The sequence below is a fragment of the Stenotrophomonas maltophilia group sp. RNC7 genome, assembly GCF_030910085.1.
GTDB lineage: Bacteria > Pseudomonadota > Gammaproteobacteria > Xanthomonadales > Xanthomonadaceae > Stenotrophomonas > Stenotrophomonas sepilia.
In genome coordinates, this window is the sequence record NZ_JAVFVN010000455.1 from 1 (window position 1) to 18,845 (window position 18,845).

12 protein-coding genes are annotated in these 18,845 nt (G+C 67.0%); 6 read left to right on the forward strand and 6 right to left on the reverse strand.

Going from position 1 to position 18,845, the window contains the following annotated elements:
• Positions 1-147 precede the first annotated feature (147 nt).
• Both RCF13_RS07860 and RCF13_RS07865 read right to left on the reverse strand, forming a co-directional pair.
• Positions 148-2,439 (reverse strand): NADP-dependent malic enzyme, encoded by a 2,292-nt coding sequence (locus tag RCF13_RS07860; protein WP_061479574.1) that lies wholly within the window; start codon positions 2,437-2,439, stop codon positions 148-150.
• Between the two features lie 230 nt (positions 2,440-2,669).
• The gene (locus tag RCF13_RS07865) at positions 2,670-4,013 is read right to left on the reverse strand and encodes a dicarboxylate/amino acid:cation symporter (RefSeq protein WP_061479575.1); all 1,344 of its coding nucleotides are present in this window, start codon (positions 4,011-4,013) and stop codon (positions 2,670-2,672) included.
• Between the two features lie 332 nt (positions 4,014-4,345).
• On the opposite strand from RCF13_RS07865, the gene RCF13_RS07870 reads away from it, so the two are divergent.
• Entirely contained in the window at positions 4,346-5,515 is a 1,170-nt protein-coding gene (locus RCF13_RS07870; protein WP_134968454.1) for a porin, read from the forward strand.
• Positions 5,516-5,581: 66 nt separating this feature from the next.
• The gene (locus RCF13_RS07875; protein WP_308141045.1) at positions 5,582-8,224 is read left to right on the forward strand and encodes a PAS-domain containing protein; all 2,643 of its coding nucleotides are present in this window, start codon (positions 5,582-5,584) and stop codon (positions 8,222-8,224) included.
• Positions 8,225-8,541: 317 nt separating this feature from the next.
• Here RCF13_RS07875 and RCF13_RS07880 read toward each other — a convergent pair whose 3' ends face one another.
• From RCF13_RS07880 to RCF13_RS07895, 4 genes are read right to left on the reverse strand one after another with little or no spacing between them, the layout of a single operon-like run.
• Complete coding sequence (locus tag RCF13_RS07880) at positions 8,542-9,192, reverse strand: response regulator transcription factor (protein WP_134968455.1); 651 nt, start codon at positions 9,190-9,192, stop codon at positions 8,542-8,544.
• Positions 9,193-9,220: 28 nt separating this feature from the next.
• On the reverse strand, positions 9,221-10,276 hold the full coding sequence (locus RCF13_RS07885; RefSeq protein ID WP_069139221.1) for an ABC transporter substrate-binding protein: 1,056 nt from the start codon (positions 10,274-10,276) through the stop codon (positions 9,221-9,223).
• On the reverse strand, positions 10,273-11,664 hold the full coding sequence (locus tag RCF13_RS07890; RefSeq protein WP_134968456.1) for a sensor histidine kinase: 1,392 nt from the start codon (positions 11,662-11,664) through the stop codon (positions 10,273-10,275). The genes RCF13_RS07885 and RCF13_RS07890 overlap by 4 nt, the downstream gene beginning before the upstream one ends.
• Positions 11,657-12,346: a response regulator transcription factor gene (locus RCF13_RS07895; protein ID WP_014038433.1), complete on the reverse strand. Its 690-nt coding sequence runs from the start codon at positions 12,344-12,346 to the stop codon at positions 11,657-11,659. Before RCF13_RS07895 ends, RCF13_RS07890 begins: the two co-directional genes overlap by 8 nt.
• Before the next feature lie 242 nt (positions 12,347-12,588).
• Between RCF13_RS07895 and RCF13_RS07900 the strand changes: the two genes are divergently transcribed.
• The 4 genes from RCF13_RS07900 to RCF13_RS07915 all read left to right on the forward strand — a co-directional run bounded on the left by RCF13_RS07900 (position 12,589) and on the right by RCF13_RS07915 (position 18,398).
• On the forward strand, positions 12,589-13,728 hold the full coding sequence (locus RCF13_RS07900; protein WP_134968457.1) for a porin: 1,140 nt from the start codon (positions 12,589-12,591) through the stop codon (positions 13,726-13,728).
• A 76-nt stretch (positions 13,729-13,804) separates the two neighbouring features.
• Complete coding sequence (locus RCF13_RS07905) at positions 13,805-15,133, forward strand: CitMHS family transporter (protein WP_134968458.1); 1,329 nt, start codon at positions 13,805-13,807, stop codon at positions 15,131-15,133.
• Positions 15,134-15,157: 24 nt separating this feature from the next.
• Entirely contained in the window at positions 15,158-15,898 is a 741-nt protein-coding gene (gene phbB, locus RCF13_RS07910; protein WP_005419193.1) for an acetoacetyl-CoA reductase, read from the forward strand.
• Between the two features lie 202 nt (positions 15,899-16,100).
• Positions 16,101-18,398 (forward strand): TonB-dependent receptor, encoded by a 2,298-nt coding sequence (locus RCF13_RS07915; RefSeq protein ID WP_134968459.1) that lies wholly within the window; start codon positions 16,101-16,103, stop codon positions 18,396-18,398.
• The last annotated feature ends 447 nt before the right edge of the window (positions 18,399-18,845 follow it).

The following is an 18,845-nucleotide window of genomic DNA, read 5'->3' on the forward strand; positions in this document are numbered from 1 at the left end:
CGCCGGGCCATGCCCGGCGGAATGCGAGAAGCGCCGCGCTGCGCGCTCGCCGGGCATGGCCCGGCGCTACCCGATCCGGTTTCCGCTGGGCGGAAACGAAACGCGCCCCGAAGGGCGCGTTTCTGCAGATCGCAGCGGAGCGAAGGCTTACGCCTTCTTCTCCGCTTCGATCTGCTTGCGGATCTGCGCATCGACCGCCGCAATGGCGGTCATGTTCAGGATCCGGCGCGAGGTCGCGCTGGTGGTCAGGATGTGCACCGGCTTGTTCACGCCCATCAGGATCGGGCCGATCGCCACGCCGTCGGTGAACACGCGCACCAGGTTGTAGGCGATGTTGGCCGCTTCCAGGTTCGGCAGCACGAACAGGTTGGCGCGGCCCTGCAGGGTCGAGCCCGGCAGCAGCTTCTGGCGCAGCGCTTCATCCCATGCGGTGTCGCCCTGCATTTCGCCATCCACGTTCAGGCGCGGGTTGCGCTTGAGCAGCAGCTCGCGCACCTGGCGCATCTTCAGCGCATCCTTCGAATCATGGCTGCCGAAGTTGGAGTGCGACAGCAGCGCCACCTTCGGCTCGATGCCGAACAGCTTCATGCGATAGGCCGCCTGCAGGGTCGCCTCGCACAGCTGCTCGGCGGTCGGATCTTCCTGCACATGGGTATCGACGAAGAAGAACACGCCCTGCTGGTTGATCACGCCGGTCATCGCCGAGGTCGAGGTGACCTTCGGCTCTAGCGGCAGCACGCTGCGCACGTAGCCCAGCTTCTTGTGGAAGCGGCCGACGATGCCGGTCAGCATCGCATCGGCTTCGCCACGGGCGACCATCACCGCTGCGATCAGGGTCGGGCGCGACCGCATCAGGTTCTTCGCCGCGGCCACGGTCACGCCACGACGGCCGGTCAGGCCGTGGTAGTACTGCCAGTATTCGTTGAAACGCGGGTCGTCGTTGATGTTGGTGACTTCAACGTTCTCGCCGATCTTCAGGCGCAGGCCGAGGCGCTCGATGCGCGACTCGATCACTTCCGGGCGGCCGATCAGGATCGGATGCGCCAGGCCGTCATCGACCACGTTCTGCACCGCCTGCAGCACCACTTCCTCTTCGCCCTCGGCGTACACCACGCGCTGCTTGTCGCTGCGCGCGCGGTCGTACACCGGCTTCATCATCAGGCTGGTGCGGTAGACGAACTGGGCCAGCTTGTCGCGGTAGGCGCCCATGTCCTCGATCGGGCGCGAGGCCACGCCCGAGTCCATCGCGGCCTGGGCCACGGCGGCCGACAGTTCCACCAGCAGGCGGCGGTCGAACGGGCGCGGGATCAGGTATTCACGGCCGAAGCTCGGGGTCTCGCCGCCGTAGGCCGAGCCCATGTCGGTGGCTGCACGGCGTGCCAGTGCAGCGATGGCACGCACGCAGGCGATCTTCATTTCCTCGTTGATCGCGGTCGCACCCACGTCCAGCGCACCACGGAACAGATACGGGAAGCACAGCACGTTGTTGACCTGGTTCGGGTAGTCCGAACGGCCGGTGCCGATGATCGCGTCCGGACGCGCAGCGCGCGCCACCTCCGGCATGATTTCCGGGGTCGGGTTGGCCAGCGCGAAGATCACCGGATCCGGCGCCATGGTCTTGACCATGTCGGCGGTCAGGATGCCCGGTGCCGACAGGCCCAGGAAGATGTCCGCGCCGTCGACGATCTCGGCCAGGGTGCGCTTGTCGGTGTCACGCGCATAGCGCTGCTTTTCCGGGTCCAGGTCGGTACGACCGGTATGGATCACGCCCTCGCGATCGAAGGCCAGGATGTTCTCCGGCTTCAGGCCCAGCTGCACCAGCATGTTCACGCAGGAAATGCCGGCCGCGCCCATGCCCGTGGTCGCCAGCTTCACTTCCTCGATCTTCTTGCCGGTGATCGCCATCGCGTTGAGCACGGCCGCGCCGACGATGATCGCCGTGCCATGCTGGTCGTCATGGAACACCGGGATCTTCATGCGCTCGCGCAGCTTGCGCTCGACCACGAAGCATTCCGGCGCCTTGATGTCCTCCAGGTTGATGCCGCCGAAGGTCGGTTCCAGCGAGGCGATGATGTCGACCAGCTTGTCCGGGTCGGTCTCATCCACTTCGATGTCGAACACATCGATGCCGGCGAACTTCTGGAACAGCACGCCCTTGCCTTCCATCACCGGCTTGCCGGCCAGCGCGCCGATGTTGCCCAGGCCCAGCACCGCGGTGCCGTTGGAGATCACCGCCACCAGGTTGCCGCGGGCGGTCAGCTCGCTGGCCTGCTGCGGGTCGGCCTTGATCGCTTCACAGGCGTACGCCACGCCCGGCGAATACGCCAGCGACAGGTCGCGCTGGGTCAGCATGGGCTTGGTAGCGGAAACCTTGATCTTTCCCGGCGGGGACATCCGGTGGTAATCGAGGGCGGCCTGTTTGAAATCTTCGTTGGACATCGATGTGGGTTACATGAATGGGCAGAAGGGACAGGGGATGATACCCCCGTTGGAGCGTCCGGACCTGTCGCTATCCTGTCGCAAGCATGCTGCGACCGCACAATTCCGTGCCGTATGCGACGGTACCGCGATACCAGCTTCGGCGCTGCCCATGACAGCCATGGGACGCCCTGAAACGCCGCGGGGCCGTACCACTGACGTGATCGGCCCCGCGGTACCACACACCTGGATCAGCCCTTGGCCGGCAGCGCCTCGGGCAGCGCATCGACCGGCGGCGGCAGTTCGCTCTCGCGGCCATCCAGCGCCAGCTGCAGGCGGTTGCGGTCCAGCGCGCCTTCCCAGCGCGAGACCACCACGGTGGCCACCGCATTGCCGATGAAATTGGTCAGCGAGCGGCATTCGCTCATGAAGCGGTCCACGCCCAGGATCAGCGCCATGCCAGCCACCGGCACCTCCGGCACCACGGCCAGGGTGGCGGCCAGGGTGATGAAACCGGCGCCGGTGACACCGGCCGCGCCCTTGGAGCTGAGCATGGCGACCAGCAGCAGGGCGATCTGGTGGCCCAGGGTCAGTTCGGTGTTGGTGGCCTGGGCGATGAACAGTGCCGCCAGGGTCATGTAGATGTTGGTGCCGTCCAGGTTGAACGAGTAGCCGGTCGGGACCACCAGGCCCACCACCGACTTGCTGCAGCCGGCGCGTTCCATCTTCTCCATCAGCGACGGCAGCGCCGACTCCGACGAGGAGGTGCCGAGCACCAGCAGCAGTTCGGCCTTCAGGTAGCGCGCCAGCTTGAACACCGAGAAGCCGCACAGGCGGCAGACCACACCGAGGATCACCGCCACGAACAGGAACGCGGTGAGGTAGAACGAGCCCACCAGCCAGGCGAGGTTGATCAGCGAGCCGACGCCGTACTTGCCGATGGTGAAGGCGATCGCACCGAAGGCACCGATCGGGGCGGCCTTCATCAGGATGTGCACCAGCTTGAACACCGGGGCGACCAGCGCCTCCAGGAAGTTCACGATCGGCTTGCCCTTCTCGCCCACTGATGCCAGCGCGATGCCGAACAGCACGGCCACGAACAGCACCTGCAGGATGTTGCCATCGACGAACGCGCTGATCAGTGTCTTCGGGATGATGTCCATCAGGAAGCCGACCAGGGTCAGGTCATGCGACTTCTCGACGTAGCTGTGCACTGCGGTCTGGTCCAGCTCGGCCGGGTTGATGTTCATGCCCGCGCCGGGCTGTACCACGTGCGCCACGATCATGCCGACAATCAGCGCCAGCGTGGAGAAGAACAGGAAGTACGCCATCGCCTTGGCGAACACCCGGCCCACCGTGCGCAGGTGGGTCATGCTGGCGATGCCGGTGACGATGGTGAGGAAGATCACCGGCGCGATGATCATCTTCACCAGGTTGATGAAGGCATCGCCGAGCGGCTTCATCTTCTCGCCGACCAGTGGCTCGTAATGGCCGAGGATGGCACCCAGGACGATCGCCACGATCACCTGGAAGTACAGCTGGCGATAGATCGGCAACGGCTTTGCAGGCACCGGTGCTGCGGTCGGGATGTGCATGGCGGACTCCGGAAGGGGCGTTTTCAGGCACGTACGGCCCCGGGACTGCACGGGAGCCGTTACCGTGGAAACTGATCGCAGGCCCTGTACTGCACGCACAGGGGGTGCGACCAATGGACGCCTTTGTACGCGCCAGGCACGCCGGCGCAGATAACCTATTGGTACTAGCCCCCCGGTTCAGGTGGCACAGGTGCCTACACTGGCGCCGCACCGCCCGGAAACGGGAAGGCCGGTGGCCCGGGCTGAACGGCTGGGCATGTCCCTGCGAAAGTTTCGGCCCCTGCGGCCGTTGATGTCCTGTCCACACGCAATCTGAGAGAGCCGCACCCTACATGCGCCCGAATCCCACCTTGCTGGCCCTGTCGCTGGCCGCCCTTCCCGCCTTCGCTTCGGCTGCCGATTTCGACAACTGGCCGACAAAGTACACCTTCGGCGATGGCACCGAGTTGGCCGCTACCGCCAACATCGCCTACGACTACAACGACTTTTCCTCGGCCAGTGGCCTCGAGGACGACGACGCCATGCGCCGCAAGGAATTCGGTGCGACGCTGAAGAAGAAGGGCGTGTACGACGCGATGGTCTACTACGACTTCCAGGCCGATACCTGGCTGGACGTGTTCGTGCGCTTCGAGAGCAAGGCCTTCTTCGGCCGTGACGTCGGCCGCTTCCGCTTCGGCTACATGAAGACGCCGGTCGGCCTGGATGCGAACACCTCTTCGCGTGCCGGCAGTTTCCTGGAAACCTCGCTGCCGGTGCAGGCCTTCTACGAAGGCCGCCGTACCGGTGTGGAATGGGTGCTGGAGCGCCCGCAGTACCTGCTGCAGGCAGGCGCCTATGGCGGCAAGGACCTGCAGGGCGACAACCCCGGCACCACCCAGGCGGTGCGTGCGGTGTGGACGCCGGTGAAGGCACCGGGTGACGTTATCCACCTGGGCCTGGCCTACTCGCAGGAGAACCCACGCGGCTACAGCGATGGCCGCGACGTGCACCACGAGGCCAGCGCGCGCCTGCGCGCGCGCCCGGAAGCCGGCCTGACCGACATCCGCTACGTCGATTCCGGCGCGCTGGTCACTGCCGACCAGATCCGCCGCACCGGCCTGGAAGGCATCTGGATCCGCGGCCCGTTCTCGCTGCAGGCCGAAGCGCTGCGCGCCACGGTCACCCGCCATGACGGCAAGCCCGACTTCACCGGCAGCGGCCAGTACGCGATGGCCAGCTGGGTGCTGACCGGCGAATCGCGGCCGTACAACGCCGGCGCGGTGGCCAACATCAAGCCGGCTCACAACTACGGTGCGGTCGAACTGGTGGCGCGTTACAGCCGCCTGGACCTCGACGATGGTGACATCCTGGGTGGCCGCCAGCACGACCTGACGTTGGGTGCGAACTGGTACCTGACCAGCCACTTCAAGTTCCAGGCCAACTACGTGAAGGTCGACGCCAGCCGTCGTGGCGTGCACAGCACGCCGGAGATCTTCGAACTGCGCGCGCAGATGCACTTCTGACCCCTTCCACGTCAGACCCCGGCGGGCGTGCACGCCACGCCCGCCGGCCCTGCGTAGACTGCCGCCATGTATTGGCTCAGCCGCCACCGGATGCTGTTGCTGACCATCCTGGTGATGGTCGGTGGCACCGTGCTGTGCGCGGTCGCCGCTGGCCATTACGCCTGGCGGCGCGCGCTCGGCGACGAAAGCAGCCAGGTGCAACGCCAGCTGCAACTGTATGGCCAGGGCCTGCAACAGCGCATCGACCGCTTCGGCACCTTGCCGCAGGTCATGGCGCTGGATCCGGATCTGCTGCACGCACTGCGTGTGCCGCCCTCGCCCGGCGAACGGCAGCGACTGAACCTCAAGCTGCAACGTGCCAATGAAGTCACCCGGGCCTCGACCCTGCCCCTGGTCGGCCACGATGGTGTGGCGGTGGCGGCCAGCAACTGGGACCAACCGACCAGCAACGTCGGCGAGAACTACAGCTACCGCCCCTACTACCGCCAAGCGCTGGCGCAGGGCCGTGGTCGCTTCTACGGCATCGGCATGACCACCGGGGTGCCCGGCTATTACCTTTCGCAGGCCATCGAGGATGACGGCAAGCGGCTCGGCGTGGTGGTGATCAAGGTCGAGCTGTCCGCGCTGGAACAGGAATGGTTGAGCAGCCCGGACGTGGTGCTGGCCAGCGACGACCATGACGTCGTGTTCCTGGCCAACCGGGACAGCTGGCGCTACCGGCTGCTGCGTCCGCTACGTGCCGGTGAGCGCCGCGAAATGCTCGATGCCCGTCAGTACGCCGACCGTGCCCTGCAGCCCTTGCGTGCACGTACCGAAGACGTGCTGTCCGATGGCGGCCGCATGGTGCGGCTGCTGGATCCTGCGCTGCCGCAGCCGATGCTGTGGCAAAGCCTGGCGCTGCCCGCCGAAGGCTGGAACCTGCACCTGCTGCACGACGCCGGCGCCGCTACTGCAGCAGGTCGCGCGGCCGCCCTGACCGGCGGTGCCGCGTGGCTGGCCTTGGGCTTCCTGGTGCTGTTCGTGCAGCAGCGCAGGCGCCTGGCCAAGCATCGCCTGCGCAGCCGCCGCGAACTGGAAACCCTGCTCAAGCAGCACGCACAGGAGCTGCGCACCGCACAGGATGGCCTGCTGCAGGCCGCCACCGACGCCGACAGTGGTCTCAGCCGCAGCCTCGAACACCTGCCGCAGGGTGTGGTGGTGATCGACCGCGACCTGCGCCTGGTCGCGTGGAATTCGCGCTATCTGGAACTGTTCCGGTTCCCGGCAGACCTGGTGCGCGTGGGCCGGCCGATCGAGGAACTGTTCCGTTTCAATGCCCGTCGTGGCCTGCTCGGTCCCGGCCCGGTGGACGAGGCCATCGAGCGCCGCCTGAACCACCTGCGCAGTGGCCGCCCGCACATGCGCGAGAGCGAAAAGGACGACGGCACGGTGCTGGAGATCCGCGGCAATCCGCTGCCCGACGGCGGCTTCGTCACCAGCTATGCGGACATCACCAGCTACAAGAACGCTGCGCGCGAACTACGCTCGCTGGCCGATGCGCTGGAACACCGCATCGCCGAACGCACCCGCGACCTGGACGAGGCGCGGCGCGAGGCCGAGCAGGCCAACCGCTACAAGACCCGCTTCGTCGCCTCGGCGGTGCACGACCTGCTGCAGCCGCTCAACGCTGCGCGCATGTTCGTCTCAGTGCTGCGCGGCAAGCTGGGCGACCCGGCGCAGCAGCAGACTGCCGATCATATCGATGCCGCGCTGGCGGCGCAGGACGCGATCCTCAACAGCCTGCTGGATATCGCGCGGCTGGAATCAGGCAGCCTGCCCACCCGCGTACAGGCGTTCCGGCTGGGCCCCCTGCTGCAGACGCTGGCGCGCGAGTTCGGCATCGCCGCGCAGTCACGCGGGCTGGTGGTGGACTGGGTCGATACCCATGCCGTGGTGGTCAGCGACGAAGCGCTGCTGCGCCGCATCCTGCAGAATTTCCTGTCCAATGCACTGCGCTACAGCGAGCGCGGCCGCGTGCTGCTTGGCTGCCGCCGCCGTGAAGGACTGCTGTGGATCGAAGTGCACGACCAGGGCCCGGGTATTCCCGACGCGTTGCAGGGCGAGATCTTCGAGGAGTTCCGACGCCTGCACGACGGCCAGCAGCGCGGCGCCGGCCTTGGCCTGGCCATTGTCGACCGCATCGGCCGCCTCCTCGGCCATCCGATCCGGCTGCGCTCGCAGCTGGGCCGGGGCAGCGTGTTCGCGGTAGGCGTACCGTTCGGCGAAGCCAGCGCGATTCCGGCCACCGCGCCTGCGCCGGTACTGGCGCAGGAACCGGGCGCGGACAACCCGCTGCGTGGGCGTCGGGTGTGGGTGATCGACGACGATCCGCACGTGTGTGCGGCCAGCCGTGCGCTGCTGGAGCGCTGGGGCTGCGAGGTGGCGCTGGCCGATGGGCCACCGGCGGCGCTGCAGTTGGCCAGTGCCGAGACGGTTCCGGAGCTGGTGCTGCTGGATGTGCGCATGGGCGATCACCACGGGCCGGTGCTGTACGAGACGCTGGCGGAGTTGTGGCAGGCACGCCCGCCGGTGGTGCTGGTCACTGCAGAGCGCGATGCGGGATTGCGTGAGATGGCCGCCGAGCGCGGCTGGGGAATGATGGCCAAGCCGGTAAAGCCGCCTGCGCTGCGGGCGCTGATGAGTCAGTTGTTGATCCGGCATCGCGGGTAGTTTCCAGCCAACGGCGCAGCCCATCTACCCGGCCACGGACACGTGCCGTGCGCGTCCACCCGCGGAGAAGAAAATAAGATCAAAAGCGAGTCGCGCGCTGCGCTTGCTTGTGTAGAGCCGAGCCCATGCTCGGCTTCACCGACCAGCCAGAAAGCAGCCGAGCGTGGGCTCGGCTCTACAAAAAGCGGCCTGCCAGGCTGCCTTTGCTTTTGATCCTCTTTTCTCTTCCGTGGGTGGACGCGCACGGAACCTGCCCGGCCTCCCCCATGAACTGCTCTACGTGTCTACCCACGAGGGGCTATGCCGTTGGCTGGAAACTACAGCCCGATGCCGGCGTCGCCTTCAGGCTCCAGCGCCTTCACCAGCACCGCGGCCTGGGTGCGGCTATGGCACTCGAGTTTTTTCAGGATGGCGGTGACATGCACCTTCACCGTGTTCTCAGCCAGCCCCAGCGTGTAGGCGATCTGCTTGTTGAGCAGGCCATCGGCCAGGCAGAGCAGCACGCGGAACTGCTGCGGGGTCAGCTGGGCCAGGCGGCTGGCCAGCAGCGCATCGGCCTCCGAGCGCTCGGCGGCCATTGCCGGGAACCACAGGCCGCCGTCGAGCACCGCCTGCACGGCCTCGCCGATGGTCTCGGCCGGGGCCGACTTCGGGATGAAACCGGCCGAGCCGAACTGCTGGGCACGGCGGATCACCCGCGGATGGTCGTTGGACGAGAGGATCACCACCGGGATATCCGGATGCGAGCCGCGCACGTGCAGCAGTGCGGAAAAACCGTGTGCGCCGGGCATGGTCAGGTCGAGCAGCACCAGGTCCACGTCCGGTTGTGCATCCAGCACCTCTGCCAATGCCTCGGCGCTGGCCACCTCGCGCACCTGCGCCAGCGGCAGGCTCTGCCGCAAGGACTGCACCACCGCAGAACGCAGCAGCGGGTGGTCATCGGCGATCAGGATGGTGTATTCGCTCATGCCGCCATTGTACGGGCAGGTCGCCGCCTCAGCGCCCGGCCGGCTCGACGCTGCTGCGCCAGGCATCGAGGAACTGGCGACGCTTGAGCGCGTCCAGGTACACCAGCAGGCCCGGGCCGAGCTGGATCGGACGGCGGCTGCGGCCGGGCGCATCGTCACCGCGTGCGTTGCCGGTCACGATCGGCATCAGCCGCGCCTCGCGCGACAGCACCTGCTGGCCACGCGGCGACAGCAGGTAATCGAGGAAGCGCCGCGCTTCTTCCGGGTGCGGGCCGGTGCGCGGGATCACCGCGGTGCGCAGCACCACCAGCGTGTAGTCCTCGGGCTCGATGATGGCCAGTGGCGCGCCGGCATCGACACGTGCCTGCGCGTAGGAGCCGAGCACGTTGTAGACCAGCGACAGCTGGCCACTGGCCACCTGGTCCAGCAGCACGCCAGTACGCTCCTCGCGCACCACGTCGTTGTCGCCGAGCGCGCCCAGCAGCGCGCCGGCAATGCTGCCGCGCTGCGCGTCCTGGGTCGCCAGCAGGTAGCCGACACTGCTGCGCTCGATGTCATAGGTGCCGACCTTGCCGCGCAGCGGTGCACCTTCAGCACGCAGCCGGTCCAGCAGCTGGCGGCGCGTGTGCGGCACCTTCGCTGCCGGCAGTGCGCGGGTGTTGTAGACCATCACCACCGGCTCGTAGCTGATGCCGAATGCCTCGTTGCGCCATTGCGCCCACGCCGGCAGCGCCGCGGTCTGCGCCGAGCGGTGCGGCAGCGCATGGCCATCGTTGACCAGCTTGGTCTGCAGGTCCATGCCGCTGGAGATCAGCAGGTCCGGTGATGCCGGCCCGCCACGGTCGTGCAGGTAACGCGCGTACAGGTCCTGGGTGATGATGTCCTCGTACACCACTTCGGTGCCGGGATGAAGGCGCTGGTAGTCGGCGATGACCACCGCGAACACTTCGATGTCGGTGGTGCCGTGGATGCGCAGCTGCGCGGTGGCCGCTCCCTGTGCGGGAAAACGGCGCACATCGCCGGGCGCGGCCAACACCGGCAGGGCCAGCAGCAGCGCAACAGTCGTCGCGAACAAGCGGATCATGGACTGCTCCGGGGCAGGCGGATGGTGGCGACCAGCCCGCCCTGCGGGCGGTTGCTCAGGTCAATGCGGCCGCCATGGCTGTCGACCACGCGCTTGACGATGGCCAGGCCCAGCCCGGCACCGCCGGATGGCGCGCCTTCGCCACGGGCGAAACGCTCGAATACGCGCTCGGCATCGGCCGGGGCGATGCCTGCGCCGTGGTCGGCGATGGTCAGCACGGCATGCTCGCCTTCCACGGTAAGGGCAATCTGCAAGTCGCCGTCACCGCCGTACTTCAATGCGTTGTCGACCAGGTTCTTGATCGCCTCGCGCAGCAGCAGCGCATCGCCGTGCACCAGTGCCGGTTCGGCGGTCATCGCCAACTGCACGCGTGGCGCCGGACCGGCCTGCGGCAGCGCTTCATGCAAGGCCTGGTGCACGGTCTCGGCCAGGTCCACCGCTGCAAAGCGCTGCAGATGCGAACGATGGATCACGCTGGCATCGCTGAGCAGCTGGTTCAGCAGCCGGCTCATATGGGTGGCGTTGCGCTCGATCGCCTGCAGGCTGCGCCGCATGTCCTCCGGATCGTCATCATCCAGCGCCAGCTGTGCCTGTGCGCGCAATGCAGCCAGCGGCGTGCGCATCTGGTGCGCAGCCTCGGCCATGAACGCGCGCAGTGTCTCGTTGCTGCTGGACAGGCGTTCCATGAAGCGGTTCAGCGCCGCCACCATCTGGTCCATCTCGCGCGGAACGCGGGCATCCAGCGGCTTCAGGTCGGACGGCTCCCGTCGCGACAGCTCGCGCTCCACCCGCACCAGCGGCCGGAATGCGCGATGCACGCCGAACGCCACCAGTGCCAGCAGCAGCCCGGACAGCACGCTGATCGCGAGCAATGCGCGATTGACCATGTCCTGCGCGACCGCTTCGCGCGCACGCCGGGTCTGGCCGACCTGGACCTGCACCTCGCCCTGCGCCGAGGCAGCGGCGAAGCTGCGACCGACCACCACGAAGCGCACGGTCTCGCCGCTGTAGGTGGCATCGAACAGCTGCGGCTGGGTACCGGGCCGGCGCGGCGGTGCCGGCAGGTCGCCATAGCCGGTGATCAGGTTGCCGCGGTTGTCGGCCACCCTGTAGAACACGCGGTCTTCCGGTGCCATCGCCAGCAGGTCCAACGCCGCATACGGCAGATCGACCTGCCACTGGCCATCGACCAGGGCCACCGAATCGGCAATGGACAGCGCCGAGGACACCAGCAGGTGATCGTAGGATCGATTGGCGGCGCGCTGGCCGTAATCGCGCGCGGCGAACAGCAGGGCCACTGCGAACACCGCCAGCAGCACGCCGAGGTAGAGCAGCAGCGTGCGCCGCAGCGAGCCCGGCGCGGCCGTTGCAGCGCGCATGTCAGCCATCGGCGTCGGCACTGGCGTCGCTGGCTTCCAGCAGATAGCCGACACCGCGCACCGTGGTGATGCGCAACGGTGCGCCGGCCAGCTTCTTTCTCAGGCGGCCAACATACAACTCGATGGCATTCGGGCCCGCTTCGTCATCGAAACCGAACAGGCCGTTGCCGATCTCATCCTTGCCGACCACTTGGCCGAGGCGCCCGACCAGGATCTCCAGCAGGCGGTACTCGCGGTTGGGCAGTTCGATCGGTTCGCCGTCGAGGCTGACCCGGTGCGCAGCGTTGTCGAACTGGAAGCCGCCGATCTGCACCACTTCGCTGGCCTGGCCACGCGCACGCCGCAGCAGCACGCGGCAGCGCGCTTCGAACTCGCGGAAATCGAATGGCTTGCCCAGGTAATCGTCGGCACCGACATCCAGCGCCTGCACGCGATCCTCGATGCCATCGCGCGCGGTCAGCATCAGCACCGGCGTGCTGTCACCGCGCTCGCGCATGCCGGCCAGCACGCGCAGGCCATCGAGCTTGGGCAGGCCGATGTCCAGCACCACCAGGTCGAAGCTCTGGTAGCGCAGCACGCTGGCGGCGGCCAGGCCATCAGCCTGCCAGTCCACAGCGTGCCCGCTGCGGCGCATCCGGCGGATGATCGCATCGGCCAGATCCGGGTTGTCTTCGACCAGCAGCAGGCGCATGGGCACACGGGTGGGAGGGGAACCGAATGCTACCGCATGCCGCCGCCGCGCTTGCCGGGTGTGGCCCAGTGAGCGCAGCGGCCGGATTTACGCTGCACCGCACAAACCGCTGACAGGACGATGACAGCTTGCCCGACCCAGACTGCGGCCGCGCACCGTCCGGTGCCCACGATTGCCGCGCGCCTGGCGCGCACCTGGGAGGGTTTGTGGAATTCACGTTTGCCTGGCGGCGTCCTGCCGCCATGATGGCGCTGGCTGCCCTGTCGGCGCCGGCCTTCGCTGCCGAAGACGACCGCCCGGTCACCGCCACTCTCGGTGGCCGCCTGCACCTGGACTTCGCCACCTTCGACAACGACAACCGCGGCACCCCGAACAAGGACGACACCGAGATCCGTCGTGCCTGGCTGGACGTGTCCGGCAGGTTCTTCGTGGTCGACTACAAGCTGGAAGCCGACTTCTCCGGCGACCGCGTCGAGGCCAAGGACGTGTACCTGGCGCGCAGCTTCGGCAAGGCCGGCAAGCTGACCGTGGGCCAGTTCAAGCAGTACTTCTCGCTGGATGACCGTACCAGCTCCAACTACGGCAGCTTCCTGGAGCGCGGCAACGCCGGCACCACGCTGGCGCCGCTGTACCGCCTGGGTGCGTCCTGGCAGGCCAACCCGGGTGACTTCACCTGGGCGGCCAGCATCTACAGCCTGGAGAGCATCGACGCCTGGCAGGTGAAGGGCCGCGCGGCGGGTGGTCGCGTCACCTGGGCGCCCTCGCCCAGCGACGGTGACGTGCTGCACCTGGGCCTGTCGCTGGCCCGCGAGGCCTACGACAACCCGGGGGCCAACGGCGTGCCCGGCCTGCGTATCCGCCCGCGCCCGGCCGGTCACCTGTCCGACAACAGCCGCCTGACCCTGGTCGACTTCTCCGCCGGCCGCGATACCGACGTCAACAAGTGGTCGCTGGAATACGCGCAGGTGCGCGGCCCGTTGTCGTGGCAGGGCGAGTTCAGTGGCGCCACCTTCGATGACGGTGCGCAGCGTGGCGACGTGATGGCCGCCTACGGCATGGTCAGCTGGTTCGTCACCGGCGAAAGCCGTGCCTACGACCGCAAGACCGGCCGCTTTGCGCGGGTGAAGGACATCCGCCACAAGGCCGGTGCCTTCGAAGTAGCGCTGCGCTACGACCAGATGTGGGGTGCGCAGCATCTCGATGGTGCGCCGGACCTGCGCCGTGGCAGCACCGAAGCGTGGACGCTGGGTGGCAACTGGTACCTGCGCGACAACCTGCGCTTCATGCTCAACGTGATCGAAAGCCGCAATCGCGACCGCCTGGCCGGGGTCACAGTGGACCGCACGCGCGCGGTCACCGGCCGCCTGCAGTACGACTTCTAAGCCAGCTGTCCCGGGCAAACCGACCGCCCCCCCTTCCACTCCCCCACATCCTGTTTTCGCAAGGAGTCCGCAGATGATGCTGAGCATCCTCGGCTTTGGCATGGTCATTACGTTCATGTACTTGATCATGAGCAAACGCCTGTCGCCGCTCGTCGCCCTGATCACCATCCCCATCCTGTTCGCGCTGATCGGCGGCTTCGGTGCCGGCATCGACGAGATGATGCTGGAGGGCATCAAGAAGATCGCGCCGACCGGCGTGATGCTGATGTTCGCCATCCTCTACTTCGGGGTGATGATCGACGCCGGCCTGTTCGATCCGCTGGTACGGGTGATCCTGCGCTTCGTCAAGGGCGATCCGATGAAGATCGTGCTCGGCACCGCAGTGCTGGCGATGCTGATCTCGCTCGATGGCGACGGTTCGACCACCTACATGATTACCGTCTCGGCGATGCTGCCGCTGTACCAGCGCCTCGGCATGAACGCGCTGAACATGACCTGCGTGACCATCCTGGCCGGCGGCGTGATGAACCTGACCCCGTGGGGCGGCCCGACCGCACGCGCGGCCACCGCGCTGCACGTGGACCCGGCCGATGTGTTCGTGCCGCTGATCCCGTCGATGGTGATCGCCTGTGCCGGCGTGCTGCTGCTGGCCTGGTACCTGGGCCTGAAGGAACGCCGTCGCCTTGGCGTGGTGACCCTGCCCAAGGGCGGCAGCTGGCTGGACAACAGCGTGTCCGATGACAGCAATCCGCTGCCGACCGTGGAAGACGCCGAGGACATCAAGCGTCCGAAGCTGCTGTGGGTCAACCTGGCCCTGACCGTGGCGCTGATGACCGCGCTGATCATCGGCGTGCTGCCGATGCCGGTGCTGTTCATGGTCGGCTTCGCCATCGCCCTGGTGATCAACTACCCGAACCTGGCCGAACAGCGCCGCCGCGTGGTCAACCACGCCGGCAACGTGCTGTCGGTGGTGTCGCTGATCTTCGCCGCGGGCATCTTCACCGGCATCCTCAACAACACCGGCATGGTCGAGGCGATGTCACACAGCTTCCTGGCGGTGATTCCGGAGTCGTGGGGCCCGTACCTGGCGGTGATCACCGCCGTGGCATCGATGCCGTTCACCTTCTTCATGTCCAACGACGCGTTCTACTTCGGCGTGCTGCCGATCCTGTCCGAGGCCGCCGGCAACTACGGCATCACCCCGGTGGAGATGGCGCGCGCCTCGCTGGCCGGCCAGCCGGTGCACCTGCTCAGCCCGCTGGTACCGTCCACCTACCTGCTGGTGGGCCTGGCCAAGGTCGAATTCGCCGACCACCAGAAGTTCACCCTGAAGTGGGCCATCGCCATTTCGATGCTGCTGATGATCGGCAGCCTGGTGTTCGGCCTGTATCCCCTCGCCGCCTGACCCTTTGCCAAGGAGCCTTCTGCAATGACGCTTCGAATCGCTTACGTCACCAGTGGAATGGGCAGTGTCGGTACTGCCATCTGCCAGAGCCTGGCCCGCAGCGGCCACACCGTGGTCGCCGGCTGCGCGCCCAACTCGCCGCGCAAGGCCAACTGGCTGCGCGAGCAGCGCGAACAGGGCTTCGACTTCATCGCCTCCGAAGGCAACGCCACCGACTGGGCCTCGACCAGCGCCGCGTTCGCCAAGGTCCGTGCAGAAGTCGGTGAGGTGGACGTGCTGGTCAACAACTCCGGCGGCAGCCGCGACCTTCTTTTCCGGCAGATGACGGTGGAAGACTGGAACGCGGTGATCGCCTCCAACCTCAATGCGCTGTTCAACCTGACCAAGCAGGTGGTCGATGGCATGGCCACGCGCGGCTGGGGCCGCATCATCAACATCGGTTCGGTCAGCGCCCACAAGGGCCAGATCGGCCAGGTGAACTACGCCACCGCCAAGGCCGCGATGCACGGTTTCAGCCGTGCACTGGCCGCCGAAGTGGCCTCGCGCGGGGTCACCGTCAACACGCTGTCGCCAGGCTACATCGCCAGCCAGGCGATCAGCAGCTTCCCGCCGGATGTACTGGATCGGCTGGCCGCCTCGGTGCCGGTGCGCCGGCTGGGTCGGCCCGAGGAAGTGGCCGGCCTGTGCGCGTGGCTGGCCTCGGATGAAGCCTCGTACGTGACCGGTGCCGACTATCCGGTCAACGGTGGCCTGTACATGGGTTGAGCCCTCCCCCACGGAGTGCGCGGGGCCGGTGAATCTTCGTTCGCGAGGGGGATCCGGCCCCTTTTTCTATCGGGTTGCAGGACACGCACGGGGGCCTGCGTCGTTCGTTGGTTTCTCGTAAAGAAGGTTTCATGTTCCGTTCGCATAGTGGCCATGCACCGCGCACCCGTGCCGGTGACCACCCCCCATGCAACGGACCATCATGCAGACCCGACACCTGACGATCGCCGTGGCGATCGCGCTCTTCGCCGCCGCCAGCGCACATGCCGCCACCACCGCCGATACCGGCACCAGCACCGAAGCCGCGCTGAGCGCGCAGACGCTGGATACCGTCTCCGTGATCGGCCAGGGCGAGACCCGCCAGGTACAGCGCATCACCGCCGTCGACAAGCAGGTGCTGCCGCCGGGCTCCAGTGGCCAGAAGATCCTCGACCGCCTGCCGGGCGTGTCGGTGCAGTCCAACGACGCCTTCGGCGCCAACGAAGAATCGCAGACCATCAGCCTGCGCGGCTTCGACAAGAGCCGCCTCGGCTACACGCTTGATGGCATTCCGCTGGGTGACAACAGCTACGGCAACTACAACGGCCTGAGCATTGCCCGCGCGATCATCGCCGAGAACCTGGCCGGCGCAGAGTTGTCGCAGGGCATCGGCTCGCTGGGCGTGGCTTCGACCAGCAACCTGGGCGGCACCATCCAGTACTTCTCGATGGACCCGTCCACCGAATTCGGTGGCCGCGCCAGCGTCACCGTGGGTGACAACAACCAGCGTCGCGGCTACCTGCGCGTGGATACCGGCGACCTCAACGGCTTCTCGGCCTATGTGTCCGGCGTGCACCAGGACCAGGACATGTGGGCGGCGCCGTACCAGAACCAGACCACCCGCCAGTTCAACGCCAAGGCCGTGTGGAATGTCGGCGACCACCGTTTCGGTGCGTTCGTGGCGACCTCGCGCGCCAGCCAGGCCAACTACGCCTACCTGTCCAAGGACATGCTGGCCCGCGGCCTGGGCTATGACTGGAACATCTACGCGCCGGACTGGGATCGCGCCGTCGCCGCCGCGTACTGCGCGCCGGGCACCTACAACAAGGCGCGCTGCAGGTTCAGCGGCGGCGTCAACAGCATCGACGATGCGTACTACCAGAGCCGTGCACTGCGCGACGACAACCTGTATTCGGTCGATGCCGACCTGCGCCTGGGCGAGCAGGGTCGCCTGAAGCTGCTGGCCTACCACCACGACAACCGTGGCCAGGGCCACTGGTGGGCACCGGGCCAGCCGTCCTACCCGGGCACCGACAGGATGCTGCCGATTTCGATCCGCAGCACCAACTACACGATCAACCGCGATGGTCTGACCGCCGCGCTGTCGTGGACGGTGGGCATCCACGAACTGGAAGCCGGCCTGTGGTACGAGCAGAACGACCACAACGTCTCGCGCAACTTCTACTACATCAGTGGCCCGTTCCTGGACGACCTGTACCTGAAGAACCCGGACCGCCTGCTGTTCAACCAGGACTTCGACATCCGCACGCGCCAGTTCTACGTGCAGGACCGCATGCGCTTCCTGGACCAGCGCCTGACCGTGGACGTGGGCATCAAGAGCCCGAACACCCGCATGCGCGCCACCGCCCAGCCGGGCGTGGAAACCCGCATCGCCTCGGGCACGCTGACCGCCAAGAAGTCGGTGCTGCCGCAGGTGGGCCTGGGTTTCAAGCTCAACGCCAACAATGAACTGTTTGCCTCGTACGCCGAGAACATCGCCGCCTTTGTCGGTGGCGGCAGCGGTGGCCCGCTGCAGGTGTCGCCGGAATCGTTCGCGGCCAGCGCCGGGCTGGAACCGGAGAAGTCTAAGAGCCTGGAAGCCGGCTTCCGTACCTTCGGCGAGAAGTACCAGGCCTCGATCGCCGCCTACAACGTGAAATTCGACAACCGCCTGCTGTCGCTGAACCCGTGCTCGAGCATCGAAGTCGGCACGCGTCCGGAGTGCGTGACGCGCTTCATCAACGTCGGTTCGGTAAAGAGCCACGGCGCGGAACTGACCTTCATCCTCAAGCCGATCGACGGCCTGCAGTGGTACAACGCGCTGTCCTGGAACAAGACCACCTACGAGGATGACTACACCTCGGGCGGCGCGATCGTGCCGGTGGCCGGCAAGATCACGGTGGATACGCCGCAGCGCATGGCCTCCAGCGAGATCAGCTGGAACCGCGATGGCTTCTTCGCCAGCCTGCGTGCCAAGTACACCGGCAAGCGCTACTACACCTACACCAACGACCAGTCGGTGCCGGGCGTGACCACCTTCGACGCCGGTGCAGGCTACGACTTCGGCCCGGGCCTGGGCCTGCGCAACGTTCGGGTGTCGTTGAATGCGACCAACCTGACCAACAAGCGCTACGCCGGCCAGCTGAGCTCGTTCGCACCCACCGATCCGAAGGGCACGCGCTATGCGATCCATGCGAGCGCGCCGCGGCAGCTGTTCATGACGGTGGCGGCGGAGTTCTAAATCGAAAGCGTTGCTCCGTGGCGTCTTGATTATCATCGCGGGGCAGAGCCGGATGGGCCGGCGCAGGACACGCCGTAAACCCATCCATGGGGGCTCGATGGCGCCATCCATGGCGCCAACGGTCCTGCGCCGGCCCATCCGACCCTGCTCGACGGCTTCCCGCGCCACGGTGCGGAAGGCAAAGAAGAGCAAAAGCAAAGAGCCGGGCATTGCCCGGCTCTTTGCTTTTCAAGCGCAATCCCTTCGGCGCGGTGATGTGCTGCCGCCCGCGCGGGAAACTGTCTGGCGGCGGTGGGGCACCCTGGCCAGGACCGTGAGGCGCATGGATGCGCCGATCGAGCCCCCATGGTGAAGTGACCCCCGGGAGTTGGACATCAGATCCAACCCCGAGGGATACATGAACAGATACGACGCGCGTTTCAAACTGCAGGTCGCCAAAGAGGCCTG

Bases quoted from the DNA above. Each gene is read 5' to 3' on its own strand.
- RCF13_RS07860 (WP_061479574.1), bottom strand. From the start codon at position 2,439: ATGTCCAACGAAGATTTCAAACAGGCCGCCCTCGATTACCACCGGATG.
- RCF13_RS07865 (WP_061479575.1), bottom strand. From the start codon at position 4,013: ATGCACATCCCGACCGCAGCACCGGTGCCTGCAAAGCCGTTGCCGATC.
- RCF13_RS07870 (WP_134968454.1), top strand. From the start codon at position 4,346: ATGCGCCCGAATCCCACCTTGCTGGCCCTGTCGCTGGCCGCCCTTCCC.
- RCF13_RS07875 (WP_308141045.1), top strand. From the start codon at position 5,582: ATGTATTGGCTCAGCCGCCACCGGATGCTGTTGCTGACCATCCTGGTG.
- RCF13_RS07880 (WP_134968455.1), bottom strand. From the start codon at position 9,192: ATGAGCGAATACACCATCCTGATCGCCGATGACCACCCGCTGCTGCGT.
- RCF13_RS07885 (WP_069139221.1), bottom strand. From the start codon at position 10,276: ATGATCCGCTTGTTCGCGACGACTGTTGCGCTGCTGCTGGCCCTGCCG.
- RCF13_RS07890 (WP_134968456.1), bottom strand. From the start codon at position 11,664: ATGGCTGACATGCGCGCTGCAACGGCCGCGCCGGGCTCGCTGCGGCGC.
- RCF13_RS07895 (WP_014038433.1), bottom strand. From the start codon at position 12,346: ATGCGCCTGCTGCTGGTCGAAGACAACCCGGATCTGGCCGATGCGATC.
- RCF13_RS07900 (WP_134968457.1), top strand. From the start codon at position 12,589: ATGATGGCGCTGGCTGCCCTGTCGGCGCCGGCCTTCGCTGCCGAAGAC.
- RCF13_RS07905 (WP_134968458.1), top strand. From the start codon at position 13,805: ATGCTGAGCATCCTCGGCTTTGGCATGGTCATTACGTTCATGTACTTG.
- phbB (WP_005419193.1), top strand. From the start codon at position 15,158: ATGACGCTTCGAATCGCTTACGTCACCAGTGGAATGGGCAGTGTCGGT.
- RCF13_RS07915 (WP_134968459.1), top strand. From the start codon at position 16,101: ATGCAGACCCGACACCTGACGATCGCCGTGGCGATCGCGCTCTTCGCC.